This is a genomic window from Microbacterium sp. GXF7504 (genome assembly GCF_054798235.1).
The window spans coordinates 233,081-258,111 of sequence record NZ_JBSJZI010000002.1; the positions used below are offsets into that span (position 1 = coordinate 233,081).

Consider the following 25,031-nt stretch of genomic DNA (forward strand, 5'->3'; position numbering starts at 1 on the left):
GTTCCGCCCGTCGGTGCCGTGCGCTACTGTGCTCAGGCCACGACGTCGTGCCCGTCACGCGACGTCGGATCCCCCGCACCGTTGGAGTCGCTCGTGCTCGCCAGACTGCTCTTCCGTTTCCTCGCCCCGTACCGGTGGTGGTTGGTGGCCGTCCTGGCGTTCCAGCTCGTCGCGGCGGTGGCGTCGCTGTACCTGCCGCGGTTGAACGCCGACATCATCGACCAGGGGGTCGCGCGCGGCGACACCGCGTACATCTGGTCGACCGGCGTGGTGATGCTGGTGATCTCGCTCGGGCAGATCATCGCGTCGATCATCGCCACCTACTTCGCCGCGCGCGCCGCGATGGCGGCGGGCCGCGACATCCGCCGGGACGTGTACGAGAAGGTCAGCGCGTTCTCCGAGCGCGAGGTGTCCGCCTTCGGACCGGGGTCGCTCATCACGCGTAACACGAACGACGTGCAGCAGGTGCAGATGCTCGCGATGACGGGTGCCACGATGCTGGTCACCGCGCCGCTGCTCGCGATCGGCGGCGTGATCATGGCGCTGCAGCAGGATGTCGGGCTCAGCTGGCTGATCGGCGTGTCGGTGCCGCTCCTGCTGCTGTTCGCGCTCCTGATCATCAGCCGGATGGTGCCGCTGTTCCGCGCGTTCCAGCAGAAGCTCGACGCGGTGAACCGCATCATGCGCGAGCAGCTCACCGGTGTGCGGGTGGTGCGCGCGTTCGTACGCGAACCGATCGAGGAGGAGCGCTTCGCGGTCGCGAACACCGACATCATGGTGGTCGGCCGCAAGGTCGGCTCCCTCTTCGTGCTGCTCTTCCCCGTCGCGATGCTCGTGCTGAACGTGACGGTGGTCGGAGTCATCTGGTTCGGCGCGGTGCAGGTGGATGCCGGCGCGGTGGAGATCGGCACCCTGTTCGCCTTCATGCAGTACGTCGCCCAGATCCTCATGGGCGTGCTCATGGCGAGCTTCATGACCGTGATGATCCCGCGCGCCGCGGTCTCGGCGGAGCGGATCGCCGAGGTGCTCGCGAGCGAGTCCACCCTCACGCCGCCCGCGCAGCCGGTCTCGGCGTTCCCGGCGCCCGGCCGGGTCGAACTCGTCGACGCGGAGTTCTCGTACCCCGGCGCCGACGAGCCGGTGCTGCGCGGCATCACCTTCACGGCGGAGCCCGGGGAGACGGTCGCGATCGTGGGCTCGACCGGTGCCGGCAAGAGCACGCTCGTCAACCTCATCCCGCGGCTGTTCGACGTGACCGCCGGCTCCGTGCGCGTGGGCGGGGTCGACGTGCGCGAGGCGGACCTGCAGGCGCTCTGGCGCGGCATCGGGCTGGTGCCCCAGCGGGCGTTCCTGTTCTCCGGCACGGTCGCCTCGAACCTCCGGTTCGGGCGCGAGGAGGCGACCGACGAGGAGCTCTGGCACGCGCTGGAGATCGCCCAGGGTGCTGACTTCGTCGCCGAGATGGAGGGCGGACTCGCCGCGCCGATCGCGCAGGGCGGCACGAACGTGTCCGGCGGGCAGCGGCAACGCCTGGCGATCGCGCGCGCGATCGTGCACCGGCCGGACGTGCTCCTGTTCGACGACTCGTTCTCCGCGCTCGACCTCGCCACCGACGCGCGGCTCCGGACGGCGCTGTGGCGCGAGCTCCCCGACGTCACGAAGATCGTCGTCGCGCAGCGCGTGTCGACCATCACGGATGCCGACCGCATCCTGGTGCTGGAGGACGGCCGGCTGACGGCCGCCGGCACCCACGCGGAGCTGCTGACCTCGAGCGCGACGTATCGCGAGATCGTCGAGTCGCAGCTGGGGGTGGACGCATGAGCCGCGACCAGGCGGCCAGCGCCGAGGAGGAGCGCGAGGCGGCGCTGGCCGAACAGGCACGGCAGAACTCCGGCGACTGGGACAGCGTCGCACCGGGCAAGGCGACCGACTTCGGCCGCAGCTTCGGTCGGATGATCGGACTCCTGCGGCCGCACGCCGCCGCGTTCGTGTTCGTCTCGGTGCTCGGGGCGATCGGCGTCGTCCTCGCGGTGATCGCGCCCAAGGTGCTCGCCGAGGCGACGAACATCATCTTCGAGGGCGCGGCCTCCAGCGCCCTCGGCGCACAGTTCCCGGCGGGCACGTCACAGGCCGCCGTCGTCGAGGCGCTGCGGAGCGCGGGACAGACCGACCTCGCGAACATCGTCGGTGCGATGGACGGGTTCACCGTCGGTGCCGGCGTCGACTTCGAGGCGCTGCGGGTCGTGACGATGGCGGTGCTGGCCATCTACATCGCCTCGGCGTTCCTCAACTGGATCCAGGGCTACGTCATCAACGTCATCATGGTGCGCACCATGTGGCGGCTGCGCGAGTCGGTGGAGACGAAGGTGAACCGCCTGCCGCTGTCGTACTTCGACCGGGTGCAGCGCGGCGAGCTCATCTCGCGGGTCACGAACGACATCGACAACATCACCCAGACAATGCAGCAGTCGCTGTCCGGGGTGGTGACGTCGGTGCTGACCGTGGTCGGCGTGCTCGTGATGATGTTCTCGATCTCGTGGCAGCTCGCGATCGTCGCCCTCGTGTCCCTGCCGCTCATGGCGGTCATCTTCGGGATCATCGGGCCGCGGTCGCAGAAGGCGTTCGGCATCCAGTGGCGCAAGGTCGGCCGTTTGAACGCGCGGGTGGAGGAGTCGTTCTCCGGGCACGCGCTGGTCAAGGTGTTCGGCCGGGAGGAGGACTCCCGGGCGAAGTTCGAGGTCGAGAACGAGGTGCTCTATCAGGCGGCGTTCAAGGCGCAGTTCCTCGCCGGGATCATCATGCCGGGGATGATGTTCATCGGGAACCTCACCTACGTCGGCATCGCGGTCCTGGGCGGGCTCATGGTGGCGAGCGGCCAGCTGCGGCTCGGCGACGTGCAGGCGTTCATCCAGTACTCGCAGCAGTTCACGCAGCCGCTCTCGCAGCTCGGTGGCATGGCCGCCGTCATCCAGTCCGGCACGGCGTCGGCGGAACGGGTGTTCCAACTCCTCGACGCCGAGGAGCAGGAACCGGATGCGGCCGACGCGCCCGAGCCGGTGGAGGGCCGCGGCGTCATCGAGTTCGACCACGTGTCGTTCTCGTACGCGCCGGAGCACCCGCTCATCCAGGACCTGTCGTTCCGGGTGGAGCCGGGGCAGACGGTCGCGATCGTCGGCCCGACCGGAGCCGGCAAGACCACGCTCGTGAACCTCATCATGCGCTTCTACGAGCTCGACGCCGGTCGCATCCTCATCGACGGACAGGACATCGCCCGGCTGCGGCGCCGGGACGTGCGTGCGCGGACCGGCATGGTGCTGCAGGACCCGTGGTTGTTCGCGGGCACGATCCGCGACAACATCCGGTACGGCCGCGAGCGCGCGACCGACGACGAGATCGTCGCCGCCGCCACCGCGACCCGCGTCGACAAGTTCGTCCACTCCCTCCCGGACGGGTACGACACCGTCCTCGACGAGGACGCGTCGAACGTGTCGGCGGGGGAGAAGCAGCTCATCACGATCGCCCGGGCGTTCGTGGCGCAGCCGTCGGTGCTCATCCTCGACGAGGCGACCTCGTCGGTCGACACCCGCACCGAGCTGCTGCTGCAGCACGCCATGGCGGCGCTGCGGAAGGGGCGCACCTCGTTCGTGATCGCGCACCGGCTCTCCACGATCCGCGACGCCGATCTCATCCTCGTGATGGAGCAGGGTCGCATCGTGGAACAGGGCACGCACGAGCAGCTCATCGCCGCCGAAGGCGCGTACTGGCGGCTCTACCGGACGCAGTTCGAGCAGGCCGTCGACGCGGGGGAGCAGCCGGTGGAGGACTGATCGGCCGGGCAGCGTCCGCCTCGGCCCCGACGACCTGGGTTTCGTGGATAACCTCGTGCGCCGCGACCCCGGTCACTAGGCTCGGGGGACCGCACCCCGGACCCGCTGGAGGAACAATGGAGATCGCCGCGCTCGGAGCGCTCGGACTGCTGGCCGTGATCGTCGCGGTCGTGCTCGTCGTCGTCCTCATCATCGTGCTGATCCTGGTGCGCGCCTGGTACCGGGTCGCGAAGGCCGACGAAGCCCTCGTGATCGTCGGCAAGCGGCAGAAGAGCACCGACGGACAGTCCTCCTCACGGATCACCGTCATCACCGGCGGCGGGGCGATCGTGAACCCGCTCACGCAGCGCGGCGAGATGATCTCGCTCCGCGCCCGGCAGATCAAGATGGAGCCGACCGCGCAGTCGTCCAACGGCGTCACCGTGAACGTGAGCGGTGTCGCGCTCGTCAAGATCGGCTCCGACCCGGAATCGGTCCGGCGCGCTGCCGAGCGGTTCGCCTCGCAGGACAAGGCCATCGAGCAGTTCACGACCGAACAGCTCGAGGGTGCGCTCCGCGGCGTCGTCGCGACGCTGACGGTCGAGGAGCTCATGCGGGACCGCCAGCGGCTCAGCGACCAGATCGCGGAGGGCATCAAGGGCGACCTCTCCAGCCAGGGCCTCATCCTCGATTCGTTCCAGATCCAGGGCATCACCGACCAGAACGGGTACATCGCCGCGCTGGGTGCGACCGAGGTCGAGCGGGTCAAGCGCGAGGCGGAGGTCGCGAAGATCGACGCCGTCCGCGAGATCCGTCGCCGGCAGATCTCCACCGATGAGGCGAACCTCATCGAGCAGACCGCGCTCGACAAGAACACGGCCGCTGCGAAGGCGGAGGTCGGTCGTGCGAACGCCGAGGCCGAGCAGGCCGAGGCGCTCGCCCGGGCCGAGCGGCAGCAGGCGGTGCTCATGCAGGAGGCCGACAACACCCAGGCCCGGCTGGATGCGGACGTGAAGCGGGTCGCGGACGCCCAGCTGTACGAGCGGCAGCGCGCGGCCGACGCCGAGGCCTACGCCCGTGTGAAGGCGGCGCAGGCACAGGCGGAGATCGCCGAACAGGAGGCGGCCGCCACCCGGCTGCGCGCGGAGGCCGAGGCCGACGCGGTCCGGCTCGCCGGTGAGGCGCGCGCCCAGGCCATCCAGGCCGAGGCGGAGGCGCTTTCGCGCAACCAGGAGGCGCTGCTCGCGCAGCGGGCGCTCGAGGCGCTCGTCCCGATGATGAGCGAGTTCGCGAAGGGGTACGACAAGGTCGGCTCCGTCACCGTGTTCGGCGGCGAAGGCGCGAGCGGGCACCTCGCGTCCGAGCAAGCGATGGGGATGCGGGCCACGTTCGACGCGGTCCGTACCGCCACCGGGCTCGACCTCGGCGAGATCATCCAGGGGCGTGCCGTCGGGCACGCCGTCGCCGACCGCATGGAGGAGGCCGCCGCGCGCCGCGCGGGCACGACGACCACGACGCCGGCATCCGGCGCGACGGGCGCGGTCGACGGACCGTTCGGGTCCGCGGCACCGGCAGCCGGCGCCGACGCGGACGGCCCGCCCGAGGACCCGGCGACGAGCTGAACTCAGCCCTCCAGGTCGTCGACCCCCGGCATCCAGGACTGACCGGGACGGTTCCAGCCGCGCTTCTTGGCGATCTTCTGGGCCGTCTTCCAGTCGTTGTCGCCGAGTCGGTCGACGTAGAGGATCCCATCGAGATGATCGAACTCGTGCTGCATGATGCGGGCGCGCCAGCCGTCGACCTCGATGCGCACCGGCCCGCCGTCCAGATCGATGCCGGTGACGAGCACGCGGTCGGAGCGCCGCAGCGGGAACCGTTCGCCGGGGAACGACAGGCAGCCCTCGGACTCGAGGTCGGGGTCGGGCTCGCCGGGCTCGGGCGGGGTCATCCACAGGACCGGGTTGAGGATGACGCCGCGCCACGGTGCGCCCTCGTCGTCCTCGTACGTGTACGTGTAGATCCGAAGCGCGACGCCCACCTGGGGGGCGGCGAGGCCGACGCCGGGCGCGGCGTCCATGGTCTCGAACATGTCGGCCACGAGCGTGCGGATCTCGTCGGTGATCTCCGTCACCTCGGATGCGGGAGCGTGCAGGACGGGATCGCCCATGATGCGAATCGGGAGTACGGCCACGTCTCGAGCCTATCCGCGCCGACGACCGTTATGGTCGAGTGGTGATGTGGGCAGTGACGACGTCGATCCAGGATGTCGGCGACCAGCTGACCGGCGTGTTCGACAACCCCGGTCTGCTCCTCGGCATCCCATTGGCCCTCGCCGGTGCCGTCTTCATGTCGTTCGGTGCGCAGTACCAGCACCGTGGCGTCACCAAGGTCGAGCACCTGAGCGGGACGGACGGCTCCGGCGGACTGTCGCTCACGCAGCTGGGCCGCCTGCTCACGCGCCCGTCATGGGTGATCGGCACGATCATGCTCGGGCTCGCGATCGTGTGCCAGCTCGGTGCGCTGAGCGTGGCACCGCTCATCGTGGTGCAACCGCTCGGTGCGATCTCGCTCGTCATCACGACGCTCCTGAACGCGCGGGTGAGCGGTCACAGCCCCACCGGGCGTTCCATCCGCGCGATCGTCGCCTGCGTCGGGGGCATCCTGCTGTTCGTCACGGTGGCGGCCCTCTTCGGAACCGAGAGCCCGATCCGGGCGGTGCAGGTGATCACCGTCCTCGTCGTGATGGTGGTGGTCGCCGCACTCCTGGTCGGCCTGTGGCTCGTGGTGCGCAAGCGCCGGCAGATCCGTGCGCTGTTCTACGTGCTCGCCGCCGGCATCATCTACGGCTTCGTCGCCACACTCGCGAAAACCGTCATCAAGCGGTTCCAGAGCGGTGACATCGACTGGCTCACGCTCGTGTGCCTGGCAGCCCTCATCGGCGGGACCGCGCTCGGGGCATACTTCGTGCAGACGGCGTACTCGTCCGGCCCGCCCGATCTCGCGATCGCGGGGCTCACGGTCGTCGACCCGATCGTCGCGGTGCTCATCGGTCTCTTCGTCCTCGGTGAGGGCGTCGCGGTGCCGGTGTGGGGGTACGTCGTGTTCGTCGTGGCAGGCGCCGTGGCCGTGTGGGGTGTGATCACGCTCGCGCTCTACCACCCGCAGGTGCTGAGCGAGAGCCAGGAGCTGAAGATCACCCGTGGTGGTGCCGCGGCCGGCGGCGACGATACCCCTGACGGGACGTCCGGCACGGCCGACTCGGTGGACGGCGACCCGGAGCGGTAGGCTCGGTGCACCAGGGGGCGGTGGCCAAGCTGGTCAAGGCAGCGGGCTCATAACCCGACGATCGTGGGTTCAAGTCCCACCCGCCCTACCGAATCCACCGGCGCGCCGTGTCAGGCGAGCCGGTCGTCGAGCCAGTCGAACATGCGCTGCGCGGTGACGGCGCGGGCGAGCGGCTGGCAGTGTCCGTCGGCGCCCTCGGCGGCGGTGAAGCGCACGAGGGTGGAGACGTCGGCCGTGCGTTCGGCGAGCTTCTCGGCCTGCCCGGGCCAGAACTGTTCGTTCTCCGGGGACAGGACGAGCAGTGGCGTCCTGATCTGCCCGGCGACGGCGGTGGCGTCGTACTGCCGCACCTTCTCGAGGGTCTCGGCGTAGCCGCTCGTGCCGAACGGTCGGGCGCGGAACGCCCAGGTGCGGGCGGCGCCGGGGGAGAGCTTCATGCCCCAGGCCATCTCCTTGTCGAACTTCTCGGTCTGGTCCTCGTCGAGCAGCTTCTGCAGGCTGTGCGGGATGTGCGCCGTCCACGAGGTCGACACGTCGACGACGCCGGGGTCGGTGATCGCGGCGGCGAACCGGTGCTCGAAGGCGATCGCGCGCGTCACCCAGTACCCGCCCTGGCTGATGCCGTAGACGGCGATCCGGTTGCGGTCTACCCCGTCGAGCGCTGCGGCGAAGTCGAACACCGGCGTGAGCACGTGCTCCCAGTCGGGGCGGAACGGCACGTGCCGCTCGAAGAGCTGGCTCTGCTGCCCGGGACCGTCGAAGAGGAGGACGTCGTAACCGCGCGCGACGGCGTCGGCGCCGCAGGCAGCCCACAGGGCGGCGAGGGACCCGTCGCTGCCGTTCACGGCGACGAGCAGCGGGTTGCCGCCGTCGCGGCGCGTCGGGGCTCGGAACACGTAGCCCGGCAGCGGGTCGTCCTCGTAGGGGATGGCGACCTGCTCGACCCTGAGGGTGGTATGGGCGACGAACCCGCGCCACGTCTCCTGCTGCCGGCCGAACGTCGCCGTCAGCAGGTCTGCGTCGTCGAGCGCGCTGGCGGCGTTGACGGCGAACGCGTATTACGACGATGCGCGCAGGAACGCGCCTGCCGCACTGACGTGGTGGCCACCGTCCGCACTCGTGGTGGCAGTGGCCTCGGTGCGGTCGGCGAGTCCCTGCCAGGCGGCGAACCACGCGTGGTGGTCGTTCTTCCCGACGGGTTCGGTCGCGGCGAGGATCTCTCCGGGGTCGCCGGCGCCGGCGACCGCGCCGCCGAGCGCGACGCGGATGTCGAAGTCGAAATCGGGGTTGTCGGAGAACGGGCGGATCTCGGGGTGTGTGCGCATCTTCGGGCGGCTCCGGACGAGGACGGTGGTGCGCACAGCGTAGGGGACGGGCACGGCCGCTGGCGAGAGGGGAGACCCGCGGCGATGCGGGTGGGTGCCGTGTGCCGGTGTCGGCGGAGCGGCAGAGCGCACGCGTGCCGTTGTCGGCGCGGTGCGTTGGCGCGGTGCCGGGTGCGCTGGGTGCCCGGCGCCGGGCGCACTGGTCCCGCGCGGTCAGAACGGTGGGGTGTCGTCTTCGATGCCGTAGGCGTCGGGGGTGAAGTGGACGGCCGGGACGGGTGGTTCGTCGATGTAGGTGCGGCCGGTGGGGGAGGTCCATTCGAGGATGCCGTCGCCGAGTTGTCGGACCTTCCATGGCGTGAACTGTTTCATGGAGTGGTGGCGTTGGCACAGGTGTGCCAGGTTGCCGGTTTCGGTTTTGCCGCCGAGTGCCCAGTCGTGGGTGTGGTCGACTTCGCTGGTGATGGCGGGCATGGTGCAGCCGAAGCCGCGGCAGCGTTGGTCTCTGCCTCGGAGGTAGCGGTCCATGCGGGGTGGTCGTTGGTAGGTGTCGACGTGATGGACGATGCCGGTGACCGGGTCGGTGAGCAGCCGTTCGAGCGGGGAGCTCGTGGTCTCGGTGAGGGTTCGGGCGGTGTCGGGGTCGACGGGGGCGCGGCCGATGAGGCTGGCGGGTCCGTCGTCGGTGCCCAGGAGCGTGAGTGCGGAGACCACGACCTGGATCTTCGCCCGGAACGCGCCGAGGACGCCCGGCCCGTCGTCGTCGCGGGTGGGGTCGGCGTCCGGGGTGGTGGTCAGCAGCATGTCGCAGAACAGGTCGGCGCGGAGCTGGTCCATCGTGCGAGGGTCGGATGCGGCGATCGTGAGGGTCTCGGTCGAGACCTGGGCCAGCGGGCCGGTGCTCGCGCCGCTTGTGCCCGCGTCACCGCCTGACCCGGCGGCCCCGCCCGCGCCGGCGACACCCGTCGCTCCATCGAGCAACCCGGCCGCCGCAGCCGCGGGCTCCGCCGTCTCCCGCCGACGCAGTTCGGCGGCCGCAGCCGCGGGCTCCGCCGTCTCCCGCCGACGCAGTTCGGCGGCCGCCTGTTCGCGGTGTTCGGCGATTGCGTGGCCTTGCTGGGTGAGCCTGTCGTAGATCCCCGCCGCCAGCAGCGTCGGCAGGACCGCGACGAGTTCGCTCATCCCGTCGCGCAGCGTCCGCACGCACACCATCCGCTGTTCCTTCGCGTCGCGGTGGCGTTCCCCGAGCGAACGCGGATGCAGCCGTTCGGCGAGGATGGCGAGGTCTTCCTTGACCCGGTTCGGGGTCTTGCCGTCGCACAGTTCCAGCGCGGCGAGTTCGTATTCGTGCCGGATGTCCTGGGGCAGCATCATCCCGAGGTCGGTGATGACCCGCACGTGCGCCCGCGTGATCCGCCCCGCCTCCCACGCGTCGAGGGTGGCGGGGTAGTCGTGGACCAGTTCGCGGGCGTCGTCGATCTGGCGTTGCACGGACCGGTCGGTCAGCTGCAGCACCCCGGCGAGTTCCGCCGCGATCGACCGCAGCGCCATCTCCCGCTCCCGGACTTTCGCCGACGAGCGCGCGGCCTGCTTGGCGGCGAGGTCGGCGGCTCGTGCCAGCATCCGTACCCTGCGCACCTGCACGGCGGCTTCGTCGGCCCGCACATGCTCGGCGACGGCGACGATCTCCGCCAGCTCGGCGAGATCGCCGTCACTGCTGGGGAACATCTCCATCGAATGCATGTTCCAATGTTCGCACCGACCTCCGACATCGGGCGGAGGCCGTCACCGGCCCGATACCGGACGTCGCTCAGCGCAGCGTCGCCATGGCTGCGGATGCGGCTTCGAGCGAGTCGAACAGCATCCGCAATTCCGCCGGATGCCGCTCGGACGGGACCAGCGCGCCGTCCTGCATGTGCAGGATGGTGCTGATCGCGACCTGCGCCTTCACGTCGAACATGTTCGTGTTCGCCACGATGGTGCGCCAGTGCTCGACCACGCGGAAGCCCAGCGCCGCGCCGTAGGAGACGAAGGCGACGGCCTTGCTCCACCACTCGTTGAAGATGCTGTCGAAGGCGTTCTTCAACGCGCCGGGGACGCCGTGGTTGTATTCGGGCGTGACGAAGACGAACCCGTCGCACGCGGCGATCGCCCGAGCCCACGCCGTCACGCGCGGGTCCTCGTACTCGCCGTGCACCGCGGCCGGGATCGTCGCGGAGTCGTAGACCGGCAGGTCGAACGCCTTCAGGTCGATGAGCTCGTACTCGACGTCGCGTCCGGTCGCCTGCTCGAACACCCAGCGGGCGACGCCCTCGCCCACCCGTCCGTCGCGCACCGAACCGACGATGATCCCGATCCTCATGCCTGTCTCACGCTCCCGGCGCCGGCGGGCCAGGAGGCCTCGGCGAGGTCGGTGCGGCTGCCGCCGCGGGTCACGAACGATGTGCTGGGGATGCCGGTGAGTTCCTCGATCCGGCGGACGACACCGAGGTAGTCGGGCAGGGAGATGCCGGTGTCGACCCCGATCGCGTCGCAGAGGTGGATGAGGTCCTCCATCGGCGCGTTGCCGAGCACGGTCGGGTCGCCGGGGAACCAGAGGTCGCCCCCGAGCCCGCAGAAGCTGCCCTCGAGCCACTGCGCGCCCGCCTCGATCGCCGCCATGGCGTTCGCGGCCGCGAACCCGTTGCGGTTGTGCAGGTGCACCCCCACCTCGAGCCCGCGGTGGCGGTCGGTGACGGCGTGGATGCCGTCTGCGACCTCGACCGGATGCTCCTGCCCCGTCGTGCAGGCGAGGTACAGCGCGTCCGCTCCCGCCTCGGCGGCCGCGTCCACGACCCGGAACATCTCGGCACGGGGGACCGGCCCCCGCGCCGGGGCGAAGAACGCGGTGGCCACCGCCACCACGAACCGCACGCCGTGCTCGTCGGCGAGACGGGCGACCGCGGCCAGCTCGTCCAGCATCTGCGCGACCGTGCGCCGCTGGTTGCGGACGCTCATCTCCTCGTCGGCGGCGATCACGATCGCCCACTCGTCGAGTCCGCAGGCGACCGCCCGTTCGGCGCCCCGGAGGTTCGGGACGAGTCCGCGGTAGCGCACACCGTCGGGGCGCGGCACCGCGGCCATGACCGCCTCGGCGTCGGCGAGCTGGGGGAGCACACCCGGATGGGCGAAGCTCACCGCCTCGATCTCGGTGACGCCCGCCTCGATGAGGCCGTGGACGATCTCGACCTTCGCCGAGGTCGGCAGCGGGTCGGTGACCGCCTGCAGGCCGTCACGCAGTCCGACCTCCACGAGACGGACGGATGCGGGGAGCCCCGGCACTCAGACCACCCCGCGCTCGTGCAGGGCGGCGATCCGCTCGGCGTCGAGCCCCTGCTCGCGCAGCACCTCGTCGGTGTGCGCGCCGAGCGGCGGCCCGGGCCACCGGACACCGCCGCCGGTGCGGCTCAGACGGGGGAAGACGTTCTGCATGACGACGTCGCCGAGCACCTGATGCGCGACGGTGGTGAGCGCCTGTCGCGCCTGGAACTGCGGGTCGTCGACCATGTCGCGCGGCCGGTAGATGCGACCGTTCGGCACTCCGTGCTCGTTGAGCAGGTCTTCGAGCTCGGCGACGGTCCGCGTCGCGGTGAACGCCGCGATCCGGGCGTCGAGCTCGGTCTGGTGCTCGCCGCGGGCGACGTGGGTGGCGTACCGCTCGTCGGCGGCGAGCTCCGGCTCGCCCATGGCTGCTGCGAGCCGGCGGAACACGGTGTCCTGGTTCGCGGCGATGAGGATCCACTCCTCCTCTCGGGTGGGGTAGACGTTGCTCGGCGCGATCTTCGGCAGGATCGAGCCGGTCCGCTCCCGCTGGTACCCGCTGTAGGTCCACTCGGTCACGAGCGACTCCATGACGCCGAGCACCGACTCGTAGATCGCCGCGTCGACCACCTGTCCGCGGCCGTGCCGTTCGCGCTCGTGCAGGGCGGCGAGCGCACCGATCGTCGCGAACATGGCGCAGAGGCTGTCGCCGAGGGAGATGCCGGTGCGAGAGGGCGGTGTGCTGGGGTCGCCGACGACGTACCGCAGTCCGCCCATCGCCTCGCCGATCGCCGCGTACCCGGGGCGCTGCGCGTACGGGCCGTCCTGGCCGTAGCCGGAGACGCGCACCATGATGAGGCCTGGGTTCCGCTCGCTCAGCCGGTCGTATCCGAGTCCCCACCGCTCGAGGGTGCCGGGGCGGAAGTTCTCGATGAGGATGTCGGCCTCGGCGAGCAGCTCGCGCACGAGTTCCTGCCCGGCCTCGGTGCGCAGGTCGACCGTCACCGAGCGCTTGTTCCGGCCGATGACCGCCCACCACAGCGACTCGCCCTGCGGGAGTTCGCGACCCCAGGAGCGCATCGGGTCGCCGCGCCCCGGGTCCTCGATCTTGACGACGTCCGCGCCGAGGTCGCCGAGCAGCTGCCCTGCGAAGGGACCGGCGATCAGCTGCCCCATCTCGATCACGCGGACGCCGCTGAGCGGCCCTCGGGAGTCGGTCTGCGCCTGTGCGTTCACATCCATACCCCAGTCCTTACCGCAATCCCCGGCTGTCGAGCCACTCCACCACTCGGTCGGCGAACTTCTCCAGGAGCTCCGGCTGCCCTTTGAAGTAGTGGTTCGCCCCGCGGATCTCGTACAGCGCGCGGTCGGTGTTCGCCGCCCCCTCGTACAGGGCGTGGGCGTGGGCGGGGAAGGCGGCGTTGTCGGCGCTCCCGTACGCGACGAGCACCGGCACCGAGACCCGCCCGAGGTGCAGCGGCCCGTCCGCGTTGCTGTCGTCGTGGCTCCACTGGCTCAGCCACGAGCGCAGGCTGGTGTTGTGCCCGAGGGATGCGGGGAGGAAGTTCGCACCCCACGGGTCGCCCCACAGGGTCCCCGGTTCGCGGTCGGACGGCTCGATCGTCGGGTCGAGGAAGCGCAGGTCGGCGCAGGTGCCGTGCACGGTGAAGGGCAGGTCCTGCACGGGGCCGCCGCGCCGATCGAGCTCGGCGAGTTGTTCGCGGACCCAGGCGGTGATGCGCCGGTTCCGGTCGAGCTGCGCCTGCCGGTAGCGGGCGATGAACTCGTCGCTGTAGGGCGGACCGTTCCGCGGATCGAAGGCGTCGAGGTCCGGTTCGCGGTCGAACGGGTTCCGCTCGTCCCGGACGGCGGGATCGAGCCACTCGGTGTACACGAGCGCGCGTCCGGTGTGCGCCATGGCGCAGATCACGCCGTCCGCCGGCGGCAGGTCGGCGGTGGTGAGGTCGGGCGGGTCGCCCGCGGGCGTGGCGGTGATCGTGGGGGACTCCGCTTGGCTCTGGTAGAGCGACACGAGGCCACCACCCCCGGAGTTGCCCATCAGCACGATCTTCTCGAAGCCCTGGTCACGGAGATAGCGGACGCCCGCACCGACGTCGAGCACGCAGTTCTCCATGATGAGCGCGCTGTCGTTGCCGATGTACCGGGTGTTCATGCCGACCGCGGTCACCCCGCGGCGGGCGAGGTGCTCGAGCGCGTAGTGCCCGAGGAAGTTCGAGGTGGGATGCACGATGAGCACCGCGGTGCGCCGGTCGTCCGCATCCGCCGGCCGGTGGCAGCTCGCCCAGAGCTTGCCCGCGAGCCGGGCGACACCCGAGTACACGTCGAGGCGTCCGCCGCTCGGGATCGGGATCGCGAGGAGTTCGTGCGAGGTCATGGATGGGTCTCTCCTTCGGAGGGTGGGGCGTGCTCAGCCGATGAATGACGCCTCGAGGCGGCCGCTGCCGTCGATGAGCGATCGGGGGTCGGGTTCGTCGATGTGGATGCGGCCGAGGCGCAGCACGTACGCGTGGCTCGCGATGTCGAGGATCCGGACGCTCTGCTCGACCACGAGCAGGGTGACCCCCGCCTCGCGGTTGATGCGCACCAGCGCATCCACGACGTCGTCCACCACGACCGGCGCGAGTCCGAGGAACGGCTCGTCGAGCATGAGGAATGAGGGGCCGCTCATGAGCGCCCTCCCGATCGCGAGCATCTGCCGCTCGCCGCCGCTCAGCGTGCCGGCCCGCTGGCCGAGACGGTCGCGCAGCTTCGGGAAGATCTCGAACACGCGGTCGAGCCGTTCCTGCCGGAGTGCCGCGCCGCGCGCGGTGAACGCGCCGAGGTCGAGGTTCTCCCGCACGGTGAGGTCGCGGAAGACGCCGCCCGCCTCGGGGACCGCGGCCATGCCGCGCTGCACGTTGTCGGCGATCTCGGCCCGCACGGTGCTGCGCCCGTCGTAGGTCACACTCCCCGCCGTGGGCCGCACGGCGCCGATGACGGTCTTCAGCGTCGTGGACTTGCCGGCACCGTTCGCGCCGAGCATCACGGTGACCGACCCCGGCTCCACCGTCATCGAGATGCCGAACAGCACCTCGCGTCGTCCGTACCCGGCGTGGACGTCGCGCAGCTCAAGCCTCATGGGGGACCTCCTCGTCCGCGGCGGGCGCCGCATCCGCTTCGTCCCGGCTGCGGGAGAAGTACACGTCGATCACCTGCGGGTCGGCCTGGATCTCGGCGGGGGAACCGGTCGCGATGACCTGCCCGTGGTGGAGCACGGTCACCCGGTCGGCGTACGTCATGATGAGGTCCATGTTGTGGTCGACCAGCAGCACGGTCTTGCCCGCGGCGACCGCCCGGCGCAGCACGTCGCCCACCTTGTGCAGGTCGGCGTCGGGGAGCCCTGCCCCGGGTTCGTCGAGCATGAGCAGGTCGGCGCCGGTGGCGAGCAGCCGCGCCACCACGAGGAGCTTCTGCTCGCCGTAGCTGAGCGCCGACGCGAGCACGTCGGCCCGGTGCAGCAACCCCACCTCGGCGAGGAGATCCACGACGCGCTGCATCGCGGCCCGGTGGTCACGGCGGGCGGCGCGCGGGGTGAACAGCACGCGGGACGCCCGCGTGGACAGCTGCCCGGGGAGGGCGAGCAGCACGTTCTCGGCGACCGTGAGCCGCTGCATCACCTCCAGGTCCTGGAAGGTCCGCGCGAGGCCGAGGGACACCGCCTTCGAGGGACGCATGCCGGTGATGTCGCCGTCGCGGAACCGGACGGTGCCGGCGCTCAAGCGGGTGAACCCCGAGATCGCGCCGAGGAGCGTGCTCTTGCCGGCGCCGTTGGGTCCGATGAGGGCGGTGATCGTCCCCTCGGGCACCTCCAGCGAGACGTCCTGCAGCGCTCGCAGTCCGCCGAACGTGACCGAGGCGTGCGTCACCTCGAGGATCGGGGTCATGGTCGTGCTCCGTTCCCGGCCGCGAGGACCGTCTCGGATGCGGCGGCGGGCGCCTGCAGGACGCCGCGTCGCAGCATCCGGTCGAGGTGCACGACGGGCCGCTCGGCGATGATGCCCGTCGGCCGGAACCACACGAAGGCCATGAGGATCACGCCGTAGACGATCTGCTCCATCGGCCCGAGGAGGTTGCTCGGGATGAGCCCGGTCGTCGCGATGAGTTCCGGGACCGAGATGAGCAGCACCGCGCCGAGCGCCGCGCCCCACATGTTCCCGAGCCCGCCGACCAGGAGGTAGGCGACGATGACGATCGACAGCATGATCGAGAAGTTGTCCGGGTGGATGAAGCTCACGAGCGACGCCTGCAACGTGCCGGCGACGCCGGCGAACGCGGCGGCGATCGTGAGGGCGAGCACCTTCACCCGCGCGCTGTCGGTGCCGAGCGCCTCCATGCTGCGTTCGCTCTCGCGCACCCCGCGCAGGACGAGCCCGTAGGTCGACCCCGCCAACCGCATGAGGATGACCGCGCACACGAGCATCACCACCACGGCGTACAGGGCGAACAGGGGCGGGGAGCGGAAGGCGACGCCGAACAGTTCCGGCTTCGGGATCCCCGACATGCCGTAGGTGCCGCGGGTGACGTCGGTCCACCGTCGGATGGCCTCCACGATCACCATCTGCAGTGCGAACGAGGCGAGGATGAACTCGTCGCCCGCGATGCGGATGGTCGCGAGTCCGAACAGCCAGCCGATGAGCGCGGCCGTGGCTGCGGCGACGAGGATGCCCCACGCGATGTCGACGCCGGCGTTCACCGCGAGCCACCCGGCCGTGTACGCACCGACGCCCATGAACCCGGCGTGCGCCATCGACACGCGTCCGGCGAAGCCCATGACGAGGTTCAGCGACATCGCCAGGATGATGCCGATCGCGAAGATCGCCACGAGGGTCAGCAGGTAGTTCATGCGTCCGCCTCCGCCCGCCGGGGGGCGCCGCGGCGCACCCGGGCACGGATGCGGGGCCAGTCCATGCTCCGCAGGAACAGGTAGAGGAACATCGCCGCGAACGCGAAGAGGGTCTGCAGCTCGGTCGGGAACGGCCAGGCCACGAGCGCCATGAACACGCCGAGCCCGATGCTCCAGCCGGCGACCGCGTTGAGGCGCCCGGCGCCGAGGAGCGTGACGATGAACGCGAACAGCATGAGGTCGAATCCGGACCCGGGACGGATGCCGGTACGGGTGACCGCGATGATGCCGGCGCAGGCGCCGATGGCGGAGCCGATCGCGAAGGCGAGCACCGTGATCCGGCGGGTGCGGATGCCGGCGAGCGAGGCCATGTCGGGATCGCGCATGACCGCGCGGATCGCGAGGCCCACCCGGCGGCGCTCGAGCATGAACCAGAGGCCTGCCCAGGCGAGGAGGAACAGCCCCACCGTCACGAAGTCGATCACCCGGAAGTACGCGCCGAGCACGACGACCGACTCGGTGAGCGGTCCCGCCGGCAGGACCTTGTCGCTCGAGCCGAAGAGGATGTGGAGCACGTTCTCCAGGACGATCGCGAGTCCGAAGCTGAACAGCAGCACGGCGAGGTGGTTGTCCAGCCTGCGGTAGAGCCACCGCTGGACCGCCGCGCCCGCCGCCGCCCCGAAGGCGACGGCGACGGGCGCGGCGACGGCGAACGGCAGGCCCACCCGCACGACGAGCGCGAAGCACAGGTACGCGGAGGCGGCGATGAGCGCGCCGTATGCGAAGTGCAGCTGCTTGGTCGTGTAGAAGATGAGCGCGAAGCCCAGCGCGGCCAACCCGATGCGTGCGCCGTCCATGAGGCCGGTCAGCAGCAGGTCGATCAGCATCCGCCGACCTCCTCCCGTCTCGGATCCGAGGCCGTCACCAGGCCGTGACCTCGCCGTTCTCGACCACGTACTCGTTGAGCGGGAACGAGGACTGCCGTTCCTTCGTCATCTTCGTGGTGCCGAGCACGCCCTCGTAGTCCGAGACCTTCGAGACGTAGTCGATGAGCGCGGCGCGGTCGGCGCCCACCGCCCGGAGCGCGTCGGCGAGGATCATCGTGGTGTCGTACGAGACGGCCGCGGTGACGTTCGGCCAGGTGCCGTACGCCTCCTCGTACCGCTCCGCGAAGCTCGCCGCGATCTCGTTGTCGGCGAGGAAGGAGACGGCGACGCCCTTCAGGCCGTTCATCGCGTCGCCGGCGATCTCGAAGTTGTCGGGGGAGAGCGCGTAGGTGAACCCGTACAGCGGCAGGTCCAGCCCCAGTTCCTTCGCCTGGGCGACGGCGTAGCCGACCTCGCCCACGTTCGACACGACGACGAGCGCCTCCGCGTCGCCGGCCTTGATCTTGGTGAGCTGGGTGCGCATGTCGGTGGCCCCGAGATCGTGGATCTCGTGCGCCGCGACGGTGCCGCCCTCGGCCTCGAACGCGGCCTCGAACGCGGCCGCGGTGTCCTTGCCGTAGTCGTTGTCGGTCGCGAGGACCGCGACCTTCTCCACGCCCTCGTCGTCGACGAGGCGCTCCGCGAGCCGTTCCGCCTCGGCGGCCGAGGTCGGGATGAAGTTGTAGACGAACGGCACGTCCGGGGCGATGAGCGCGGGCGACTGGGCGCCGACGTTCGCGATCATGATCTCGTCCTGTTCGGCGAGGGGGTGCAGCGCGAGCACCACCGAACTGCCGGCGGTCATGACCGCGACCGGGTCGTCGGCGATGCCGCGCTGGTAGGCGGTGATCGAGGCCTCCGGCAGCAGCTCGTTGTCCTCGTAGACCACGCGCAGCTCGGCACCGTCGATCCCGCCGTCCGCGGCGATGTCCTCCAGCGCGAGTTCCACCGCCCCGCGGGACGCCTCGCCGAACGCGGCGGAGGCGCCGCTGAGGGGGTTGATCCACAGGACGGTGTATTCCTCGGCGGCGGCCGGCTCGGCGTCGCCGGTGTCGCCGGCGGTGCCCGCACAGCCGGCGAGGATGAGGGCGGTTCCCGCGGCGAGAGCCGCCGCGGCCAGGGTCGTGCGTCGCATCGTGATCTCCTTTGATCAGCTGGGGTGGTGCGTCGGGGTGCCGGGGATCGGCGGGTCAGCCGTCGGCGGGGCCGCGCCGGCCCGCCCAGGTCCACGGGTAGGCGTCGTCGTCGGTGGCGAGGGCCCCCTCGCCGATCCGCAGCGAGTGCATGGTGTCGACCATGAACGCCATCTCGCGGCTCTCGGTCGCGCCGACCGAGTCGAGGTACGCCTGACGGGTCGGACCGTGGGTGTACGCGGCGGGATGCAGCGACACCGAGGCGTTCGCGATGCCGGTGCCCTTCCTGGCGGCGGTCTCGCCGGCGTAGTAGAACATGACCTCGTCGGCGTCGACGTTCGAGTGGTAGTACGGCACGGTGATCGCGCCGGGGCCGTACTCCAGCATCCGCGGCACGAAGTTGCAGACCACGAAGTTGTGTCCCTGGAGCACCTGATAGGTCGGCGGCGGCTGCACGATCTTGCCGGTGACGGGGGAGAAGTCGCGGTAGTTGAACGCGTACGGGTAGAGGTAGCCGTCCCAGCCGACGACGTCGAACGGATGGTGGTCGTAGACCACGACCGAGCCGAGCACCTCGGCGCCCGTGCCGTGCTTGACGTACACCTCGGTGTCCGCGTCGACGAGCCCGTCGGGCGCGAGGAGCGGTCCGACCGGCCCGCGCATGTCCCGTTCGGTGAGGGGGGACCCCTCGAGGAACTGGCCGATGCGGCTGAGGTACTTGCGCGGGATCTCGATGTGCCCGGTGCCCTCCACGCAGTAGAGCTTCACGGGGTCGTCGACGGGTACCCAGCGGTGGATGGTGGCGCGGGGCACCACGACGTTGTCGCCCTGGCGCACCCGCAGGGTGCCGAAGACGCTCTCCACGTCCGCCTCGCCCTGCTCGACGTAGACGACCTCGTCGCCGATGCCGTTGCTGTAGAGCGGCGAGGCGGTGTCGGCCACGACGTAGCTGATCCGTACGTCGTCGTTGGCGAGCACGAGCCGGCGGTGCCGCACCGCGTCGTTGCCCGTCGCACCGTCGGCGAACAGGGACGGCAGCCGGAAGTGGCGCGGGCGCAGCGGTGCGTTCGGCACCGTGCGCAGGTCGCCGAGCGCCCATTCGCGGGAGTCGACGAGGTTGGCCGGGATCCCCAGGTGGTACAGGTGCGACGCCGAACCGGAGAACCCCTCCTCACCGATCATCTCCTCGAACAGCGGGCTCCCGTCGTCGGCGTACGCGATCGTGTGCCGTGTCGGCGGTACCAGACCCACGGTGCGGTAGTACATGTCCCTCGACCTCTCTGTCGCGAATGCGTCCGACTATAGGATGCGAACGTCCGTATGTCGAGAACCACTTCCGGCGGTCGTTCCACCGCGAGAGCCGACCGGCGCCCTAGGATCGCGTCATGGCCGAATCCGAGACCTCGCAGACCTTCAGCCGTGGGCTGGACGTGCTGAAGCTCATCGCCAGCTCGCCGCACGGGCACACGCCGACGCAATTGGCCGCCGAGCTCGGCCTGTCCCGGACGATCGTCTACCGGCTCATCTCCACGCTCGTCGCGCACCGGCTGGTGCGGCGTACCGACGCCGGGACCGTCGTCATGGCCGCCGGCTCCCTCGCGCTCACCGAGCACGTCCTGGGTGCCATCCGCCAGTCCACCCGCGACGTGCTCGTCGAACTCGCCCGCGAGGCGGGCGCGACCGCGCACTTCTCCGTCCTCGACGGTGACGAGATCCTCGCGGTGGCGGTCGAGGAACCCCCGTTCACGACCTACCACCTGACCTACCGCGTCGGCGCCCGCACCCCTCGCGACCGCGGCGCGCTCGGTGACGCGATCACCGCCGCCGAGCGCGGGGAGTCCGGGATCTTCGAGAGCGTCGGGCAGCTCATCCCGGGTGCGCACGGACTCGTCGCGGCGCTGCCGACGGTCGACGGTCCACCCGCGGCCCTCGGGCTCGTGACGCTCGCCGGCCAGGAGTCGCCCCGGATGCGGGAGATCCTCGCCGCATCCGCCGGTCGGCTGGCTGCGCAGTTCGCGCGAGACGCGTCCGATATGCAGTAACACTTTCCTAACATGCGGGGTTGTGGGTAGAGTGTGGTCACCCGTCACCGACAACAACGGAGTTGACCGTGTCTGACTACACCGCCACCGCGGCCGCCGATGGAGCGGCCGCACCCACACGACTGCCGAACCGCAAGCTCTGGATCGGGGGACGCTGGCGCGACGCCGAGGGCGGCGCGACCTACGTCTCGGTGAATCCCGTCACCGAGGAACCGATCTGCGAGATCGCGGACGCGAGCCCCCGCGACGTGGACGACGCCGTCCGCGCCGCCCAGCACGCGTTCGACCACAGCGGCTGGAAGGAGCTCGGCGGCGCCGAGCGCGGCCGCATCCTCTTCCGCGCCGCAGACCTCATCGAGCAGGAGGGCAATTACCTGTCCGCGGTCGAGACGCTCGAGGTGGGCAAGCTCTACACGAACGGCGTCTACGGCGACCTGCCGTCGCTGCTGGCGACCACCCGGTACTACGCCGGGTACGCCGACAAGCTCTACGGCGTCTCGACCCCGCTCGCCGACTACGGCGGGCGCAATCGCCTGAACTTCACCCTGCGCGAACCGCTCGGCGTCATCGGGGCCATCACGCCCTGGAACAACCCGATCGTCGTCGCCGGCTGGAAGATCATGCCCGCCCTCGCGGCCGGCAACTCGGTCGTGATCAAGCCGCCGGAGGACGCCGCGCTGTCGATCCTGCGTCTGGCTGAGATCCTCGCCGAGGCGGGCGTCCCGGACGGCGTGTTCAACGTCGTGCCGGGGCTCGGTGAGACCGCCGGCGCGGCGCTCGCGACGCATCCCGGGCTCGCGAAGCTCACGTTCACCGGCAGTCCCGAGGTCGGCGCACTCATGCCGAACCACGCCGGCGGACAGTTCCGGAAGGTCACGCTCGAGCTCGGCGGCAAGAACCCGCAGATCGTGTTCCCGGATGCGAACGTCGAGGCGGCGATGCCGTGGATCGCGATCGCGAACTTCCTCCACCAGGGACAGGTCTGCGCGGCCGGGACCCGCGTGTACGTGCACGAATCGCTCGTCGACACCGTCGCGCAGGGCCTCGTCGAGCACGCCCAGGGCATCACCCTCGGCGACCCGTTCGACCCGTCCGTCGGGATGGGCCCGGTGATCAACCGCAAGCAGCACCGCCGCATCGGCGGCTACCTCGACGTCGGGCGGGAACAGGGCGCGACCCTGCTCACCGGTGGGTCGCTCGTCGACGGTCCCGGCTACTTCGTCGAGCCGACGGTCTTCATCGGCAGGCAGGACCACCGCATCGCCCGGGAGGAGATCTTCGGGCCGGTGGCCACCATCATCCCGTTCTCGGACGACGCCGAGGCGATCGGCATGGCCAACGACACCCCGTTCGGGCTCAACGCGATCGTGTTCACCGAGAACCTGCACCGTGCCCACGCCGCGATCCGCGACCTGCGCGTGGGCAACGTCTGGGTGAACGGCTACGGCATGCCCGACATGACCACCCCGTGGGGCGGCCGTGGCGGCAGCGGCATCGGTCGTGAACTGGGCCCCGCCGGCATCGAGTCCTACACCGAGGAGAAGAGCGTCCAGCTCCTCTTCTGAGGCACGCCCCGCTCGCCTGTCGCATGGTGCGCCGTTTCGGCGCCCGTCGCGACAGGCGAGCGGATGCGGGAGGTGACGCCCGCGCAGACGCACGCGCCGTGTCGCGCTACCCTTCGACTGTCGACGAGGACGAAGGGGTGGTCATGGAGCGCATCGTCGTCGGGGTGGACGGAGGCCGCGCGTCGCGGGCGGCGCTGGACTGGGCTGCGTCGCGATGCGCCCGCCGCCCGTCGCGCGTACAGGTCGTGCACGTGCTGGGGCGCCTCGCCCGCGACGGCGAGACCGCCGCGCACGTGCTGCGTGACGCCGAGGAACGACTCCGCGGCGCCGTGCCGGACGTCGCGGTCGACGTCGGACAGGTCAGGGGCGGCACCGCGCAGGTCCTGACCGCCGTCGCGCGCGACGCCGATCTGCTGGTCATCGGCATCGACCCCGACCGGCCGCTCGCGGCAGCGCTCGGCGGCTGGTTGCCGTTGCGCGTCGCCGCACGCTCCACCGTGCCGGTGTGCGTCGTGCCCGCCGGGTGGAGCGCGGCGGACGCGGAGGGCGACGTGGCGGTCGGGCTCGCGGCGGACGAGTCGTCCACGCACGCGCTGGTCGTCGCGGCGGCGGAGGCCGGCGCGGCCGGATGCGCACTCCGCGTCGTGCACGCCTGGCACGACCCGGACTTCGCCGTCGACGGGCCCGCCTCGCTCGTGACCGGTCCGCGGCCGGTGATCGAGGACCACCGGGCGTTCCTCGACGATGCGGTGGGCGACCTCCGCCGTAGGTTCGAGGGGGTCCGCATCCGGAGCGACCTCGTCCGTGCCACGCCCGCGGAGGCGCTGGTGCGCGGCGCGGAGGGCAGCGCGCTCATCGTCATCGGCACCCACCATCACGGCGTCTTCGCCGGGGGGTTCACGGGGTCCATCGCGCAGGACGTGCTCTGGCAGACGCGCTCGCCCGTCTGCATCGTCCCGGTCCCGGCCCAGGCCGCCGGGTGAGCGAGCCGCACGTCTTCCGGGCGCCGATGCGCTCGCGGGACAGCGGGATCGACGAGGGCGCGACGGTCGAGCGGGCGCTCCGCCTCGGGGTGTGCGGCATGGGCGAGCGGGCCTCGTCGGGCCCGGAGGCGGCCCGACTCGAGGCGCGGCGCGCACGGTTCGCCGCCGCCCCGGACGGTTCCTACGTCTGGACGCGGGATGCCGACGGGATGCTGTGGGTCGGGCGGTTGGACGGCCCAGTGCGGCGCGACGACGACCCCGACGCGCGACGGGTGGACCTGGTGCACGTCAGGCCGTGCGCGTGGCGTGACGAGCCCGTCTCCGCCCACGACGCGCCCGCGGCCGTGCGCGCGACGTTCGCGCGCGGCGGTCGGAACTGGCAGCGGATCCACGATCCCGAGGTGGGCGCCCGGACCGCCGCGTTGTTCGACGGTTGAAGGCCGGACGTGACGGAGCCGGAGCGCGTGTGCGCCCCGGCTCCGTGTCGTGCCCGATCGTCAGATCGCGGCCGCGATCTCCATCGCGAACGGGTGTCGGCTCGACGCGATCCGGTCGCGGATCTCCTGCAGCAGCCGGTCACGGTCGAACGCCGGCTGTTCGGGGGTGGGCTGCTCAGGGGCGGGCTGCTCGGCTGCCGGCTGCTCGGTGCCGGGACGGACGGCGGCGGGGTACGCGGCGAAGTCCTGGGTGAAGTACGTCCGGCCGTCGGCCCCGAGGGCGTACCCGATGCCGATGTGGGTGGTCTCGGCCTGGAGGATGTTCGCCTGATGGGCGGCGTTGGTCTCATCGAGGATCACCTGCCGTGCAGCGCCGAGGTCGGCCGGCGCCGCGGCCGAGACCGCGTGGGATGCGACCGGGGCCCCGGTCACGGTGGGCGTCGCCGCCATGGCGGCCGTCCCGCCGAACGCCGAGAGCGAGAGTGCCAGGGCGGTGGCGGTGGTCAGGGCGGTCCGCTTCGTCATCGTGCGCATGTTCGTTCCTTTCTGTCGCCCGGGGATCACACAAGCCCGCCACGGTACGTGCCGTCGTGCACGCCCCGCTGGGCGTGGCCGCACAGTGACGTGTGAGGGGCCTGGACGTGCGCGGGCCTTCCCGGGTCCGCGACACCCGGAACGACACCCTTGTCGTTCCGGGCGCTCCGGGCGATAATGGGCGCAACAACTGCACAGCACCGCATGCCGACAGGTCGTAGGGGAAGACGTACCTGAAGGAAACGGAGCGGTGATGGCTGGACACATGGCGCGCGGAGTGGTGCTCATCCACTCGGCGCCACGGGCGTTGTGCCCCCACCTCGAGTGGGCGATCGGGCGTGCCCTCGGACGCGCGGTGAACTTCGACTGGGACGACCAGCCGGTCCTCCCGGGTGCGCGACGGGCAGAGTTCTACTGGGAGGCACCCGCCGGCACCGGCGCGGCGCTCGCGAGCGCCATGCACGGCTGGGAGCACCTGCGCTACGAGGTCACCGAGGATCCGACGCCGCGCAGCGACGGCGGCCGGTGGATGCACACGCCGGGCCTCGGCGTACACCACGCGCAGACCGACAGCGCGGGCAACGTCGTCATCGGTGAGGACCGCATCCGCTCGGCGTTCGAGACCGCGGGCGCCGACCTCGCCGAACTCCGCCGGGAGCTGGACGTCGCGCTCGGTGCGGCGTGGGACGAGGAACTCGAGCCGTTCCGCCACGCCTCCGGCGAGGCCCCCGTCGTCTGGCTGCACAAGGTGGGCTGACCGAAGACCCGGGCGCCATCGGCGCGGGTACCGGA

General features: G+C 71.1%; 24 protein-coding genes and 1 tRNA gene. 10 read left to right on the top strand and 15 right to left on the bottom strand.

Features of this window, described 5'->3' with window-relative positions; translation table 11 throughout:
- The first annotated feature begins 93 nt into the window (after positions 1-93).
- From ACWAUO_RS05225 to ACWAUO_RS05235, 3 genes are all read left to right on the top strand, one after another.
- Complete coding sequence (locus ACWAUO_RS05225) at positions 94-1,821, top strand: ABC transporter ATP-binding protein (RefSeq protein ID WP_460773672.1); 1,728 nt, start codon at positions 94-96, stop codon at positions 1,819-1,821.
- Complete coding sequence (locus ACWAUO_RS05230; protein WP_460773674.1) at positions 1,818-3,827, top strand: ABC transporter ATP-binding protein; 2,010 nt, start codon at positions 1,818-1,820, stop codon at positions 3,825-3,827. The genes ACWAUO_RS05225 and ACWAUO_RS05230 overlap by 4 nt, the downstream gene beginning before the upstream one ends.
- Before the next feature lie 116 nt (positions 3,828-3,943).
- Positions 3,944-5,428, top strand: a complete 1,485-nt coding sequence (locus tag ACWAUO_RS05235; RefSeq protein WP_460773675.1) for an SPFH domain-containing protein — start codon at positions 3,944-3,946, stop codon at positions 5,426-5,428.
- Positions 5,429-5,430: 2 nt separating this feature from the next.
- Here ACWAUO_RS05235 and def read toward each other — a convergent pair whose 3' ends face one another.
- Entirely contained in the window at positions 5,431-5,997 is a 567-nt protein-coding gene (gene def, locus ACWAUO_RS05240; protein ID WP_460773677.1) for a peptide deformylase, read from the bottom strand.
- Between the two features lie 44 nt (positions 5,998-6,041).
- Between def and ACWAUO_RS05245 the strand changes: the two genes are divergently transcribed.
- Positions 6,042-7,091, top strand: a complete 1,050-nt coding sequence (locus tag ACWAUO_RS05245) for a DMT family transporter (protein ID WP_460774358.1) — start codon at positions 6,042-6,044, stop codon at positions 7,089-7,091.
- Positions 7,092-7,105: 14 nt separating this feature from the next.
- Positions 7,106-7,179: transfer RNA gene (locus tag ACWAUO_RS05250), tRNA-Ile, on the top strand.
- 22 nt (positions 7,180-7,201) lie between these two features.
- Here the strand turns inward: ACWAUO_RS05250 and ACWAUO_RS05255 are convergent.
- From ACWAUO_RS05255 to ACWAUO_RS05315, 13 genes are all read right to left on the bottom strand, one after another.
- The gene (locus ACWAUO_RS05255) at positions 7,202-7,987 is read right to left on the bottom strand and encodes an alpha/beta hydrolase family protein (protein WP_460773678.1); all 786 of its coding nucleotides are present in this window, start codon (positions 7,985-7,987) and stop codon (positions 7,202-7,204) included.
- Between the two features lie 162 nt (positions 7,988-8,149).
- Positions 8,150-8,416, bottom strand: coding sequence for a hypothetical protein (locus ACWAUO_RS05260; RefSeq protein ID WP_460773680.1), 267 nt, complete (start codon positions 8,414-8,416; stop codon positions 8,150-8,152).
- Positions 8,417-8,629: 213 nt separating this feature from the next.
- On the bottom strand, positions 8,630-10,150 hold the full coding sequence (locus ACWAUO_RS05265; protein ID WP_460773681.1) for an HNH endonuclease: 1,521 nt from the start codon (positions 10,148-10,150) through the stop codon (positions 8,630-8,632).
- Between the two features lie 76 nt (positions 10,151-10,226).
- Positions 10,227-10,778: an NADPH-dependent FMN reductase gene (locus ACWAUO_RS05270; protein ID WP_460773683.1), complete on the bottom strand. Its 552-nt coding sequence runs from the start codon at positions 10,776-10,778 to the stop codon at positions 10,227-10,229.
- On the bottom strand, positions 10,775-11,737 hold the full coding sequence (locus ACWAUO_RS05275) for a beta/alpha barrel domain-containing protein (protein ID WP_460773684.1): 963 nt from the start codon (positions 11,735-11,737) through the stop codon (positions 10,775-10,777). The genes ACWAUO_RS05270 and ACWAUO_RS05275 overlap by 4 nt, the downstream gene beginning before the upstream one ends.
- Entirely contained in the window at positions 11,738-12,958 is a 1,221-nt protein-coding gene (locus ACWAUO_RS05280; RefSeq protein ID WP_460773685.1) for a CaiB/BaiF CoA transferase family protein, read from the bottom strand.
- A gap of 10 nt (positions 12,959-12,968) precedes the next feature.
- On the bottom strand, positions 12,969-14,111 hold the full coding sequence (locus ACWAUO_RS05285; protein WP_460773687.1) for an alpha/beta hydrolase: 1,143 nt from the start codon (positions 14,109-14,111) through the stop codon (positions 12,969-12,971).
- Between the two features lie 33 nt (positions 14,112-14,144).
- Positions 14,145-14,855, bottom strand: coding sequence for an ABC transporter ATP-binding protein (locus ACWAUO_RS05290; protein ID WP_460773688.1), 711 nt, complete (start codon positions 14,853-14,855; stop codon positions 14,145-14,147).
- Entirely contained in the window at positions 14,845-15,660 is an 816-nt protein-coding gene (locus ACWAUO_RS05295) for an ABC transporter ATP-binding protein (RefSeq protein ID WP_460773690.1), read from the bottom strand. The genes ACWAUO_RS05290 and ACWAUO_RS05295 overlap by 11 nt, the downstream gene beginning before the upstream one ends.
- Positions 15,657-16,619, bottom strand: coding sequence for a branched-chain amino acid ABC transporter permease (locus ACWAUO_RS05300; RefSeq protein ID WP_460773692.1), 963 nt, complete (start codon positions 16,617-16,619; stop codon positions 15,657-15,659). The genes ACWAUO_RS05295 and ACWAUO_RS05300 overlap by 4 nt, the downstream gene beginning before the upstream one ends.
- A complete protein-coding gene (locus ACWAUO_RS05305; protein ID WP_460773693.1) occupies positions 16,616-17,506 on the bottom strand; it encodes a branched-chain amino acid ABC transporter permease in 891 nt (296 codons plus the stop codon). The genes ACWAUO_RS05300 and ACWAUO_RS05305 overlap by 4 nt, the downstream gene beginning before the upstream one ends.
- 34 nt (positions 17,507-17,540) lie before the next feature.
- Positions 17,541-18,680, bottom strand: coding sequence for an ABC transporter substrate-binding protein (locus ACWAUO_RS05310; RefSeq protein ID WP_460773695.1), 1,140 nt, complete (start codon positions 18,678-18,680; stop codon positions 17,541-17,543).
- A 55-nt stretch (positions 18,681-18,735) separates the two neighbouring features.
- On the bottom strand, positions 18,736-19,944 hold the full coding sequence (locus ACWAUO_RS05315; RefSeq protein ID WP_460773696.1) for a homogentisate 1,2-dioxygenase: 1,209 nt from the start codon (positions 19,942-19,944) through the stop codon (positions 18,736-18,738).
- Between the two features lie 119 nt (positions 19,945-20,063).
- On the opposite strand from ACWAUO_RS05315, the gene ACWAUO_RS05320 reads away from it, so the two are divergent.
- From ACWAUO_RS05320 to ACWAUO_RS05335, 4 genes are all read left to right on the top strand, one after another.
- Positions 20,064-20,720 carry a helix-turn-helix domain-containing protein gene (locus ACWAUO_RS05320; RefSeq protein WP_460773698.1) on the top strand — a complete coding sequence of 219 codons (657 nt, stop codon included), beginning with the start codon at positions 20,064-20,066 and terminating at the stop codon, positions 20,718-20,720.
- Positions 20,721-20,788: 68 nt separating this feature from the next.
- Positions 20,789-22,285: an aldehyde dehydrogenase family protein gene (locus ACWAUO_RS05325; protein ID WP_460773699.1), complete on the top strand. Its 1,497-nt coding sequence runs from the start codon at positions 20,789-20,791 to the stop codon at positions 22,283-22,285.
- Positions 22,286-22,428: 143 nt separating this feature from the next.
- Complete coding sequence (locus ACWAUO_RS05330) at positions 22,429-23,268, top strand: universal stress protein (RefSeq protein WP_460773701.1); 840 nt, start codon at positions 22,429-22,431, stop codon at positions 23,266-23,268.
- Entirely contained in the window at positions 23,265-23,705 is a 441-nt protein-coding gene (locus tag ACWAUO_RS05335; protein WP_460773702.1) for a GAF domain-containing protein, read from the top strand. The genes ACWAUO_RS05330 and ACWAUO_RS05335 overlap by 4 nt, the downstream gene beginning before the upstream one ends.
- Positions 23,706-23,765: 60 nt before the next feature.
- On the opposite strand, the gene ACWAUO_RS05340 is transcribed toward ACWAUO_RS05335, so the two are convergent.
- Positions 23,766-24,239 carry a CAP domain-containing protein gene (locus ACWAUO_RS05340; protein ID WP_460773705.1) on the bottom strand — a complete coding sequence of 158 codons (474 nt, stop codon included), beginning with the start codon at positions 24,237-24,239 and terminating at the stop codon, positions 23,766-23,768.
- Positions 24,240-24,492: 253 nt separating this feature from the next.
- Here ACWAUO_RS05340 and ACWAUO_RS05345 point away from each other — a divergent pair, with 253 nt between their 5' ends.
- On the top strand, positions 24,493-24,996 hold the full coding sequence (locus ACWAUO_RS05345) for a DUF3145 domain-containing protein (protein ID WP_460773706.1): 504 nt from the start codon (positions 24,493-24,495) through the stop codon (positions 24,994-24,996).
- The last annotated feature ends 35 nt before the right edge of the window (positions 24,997-25,031 follow it).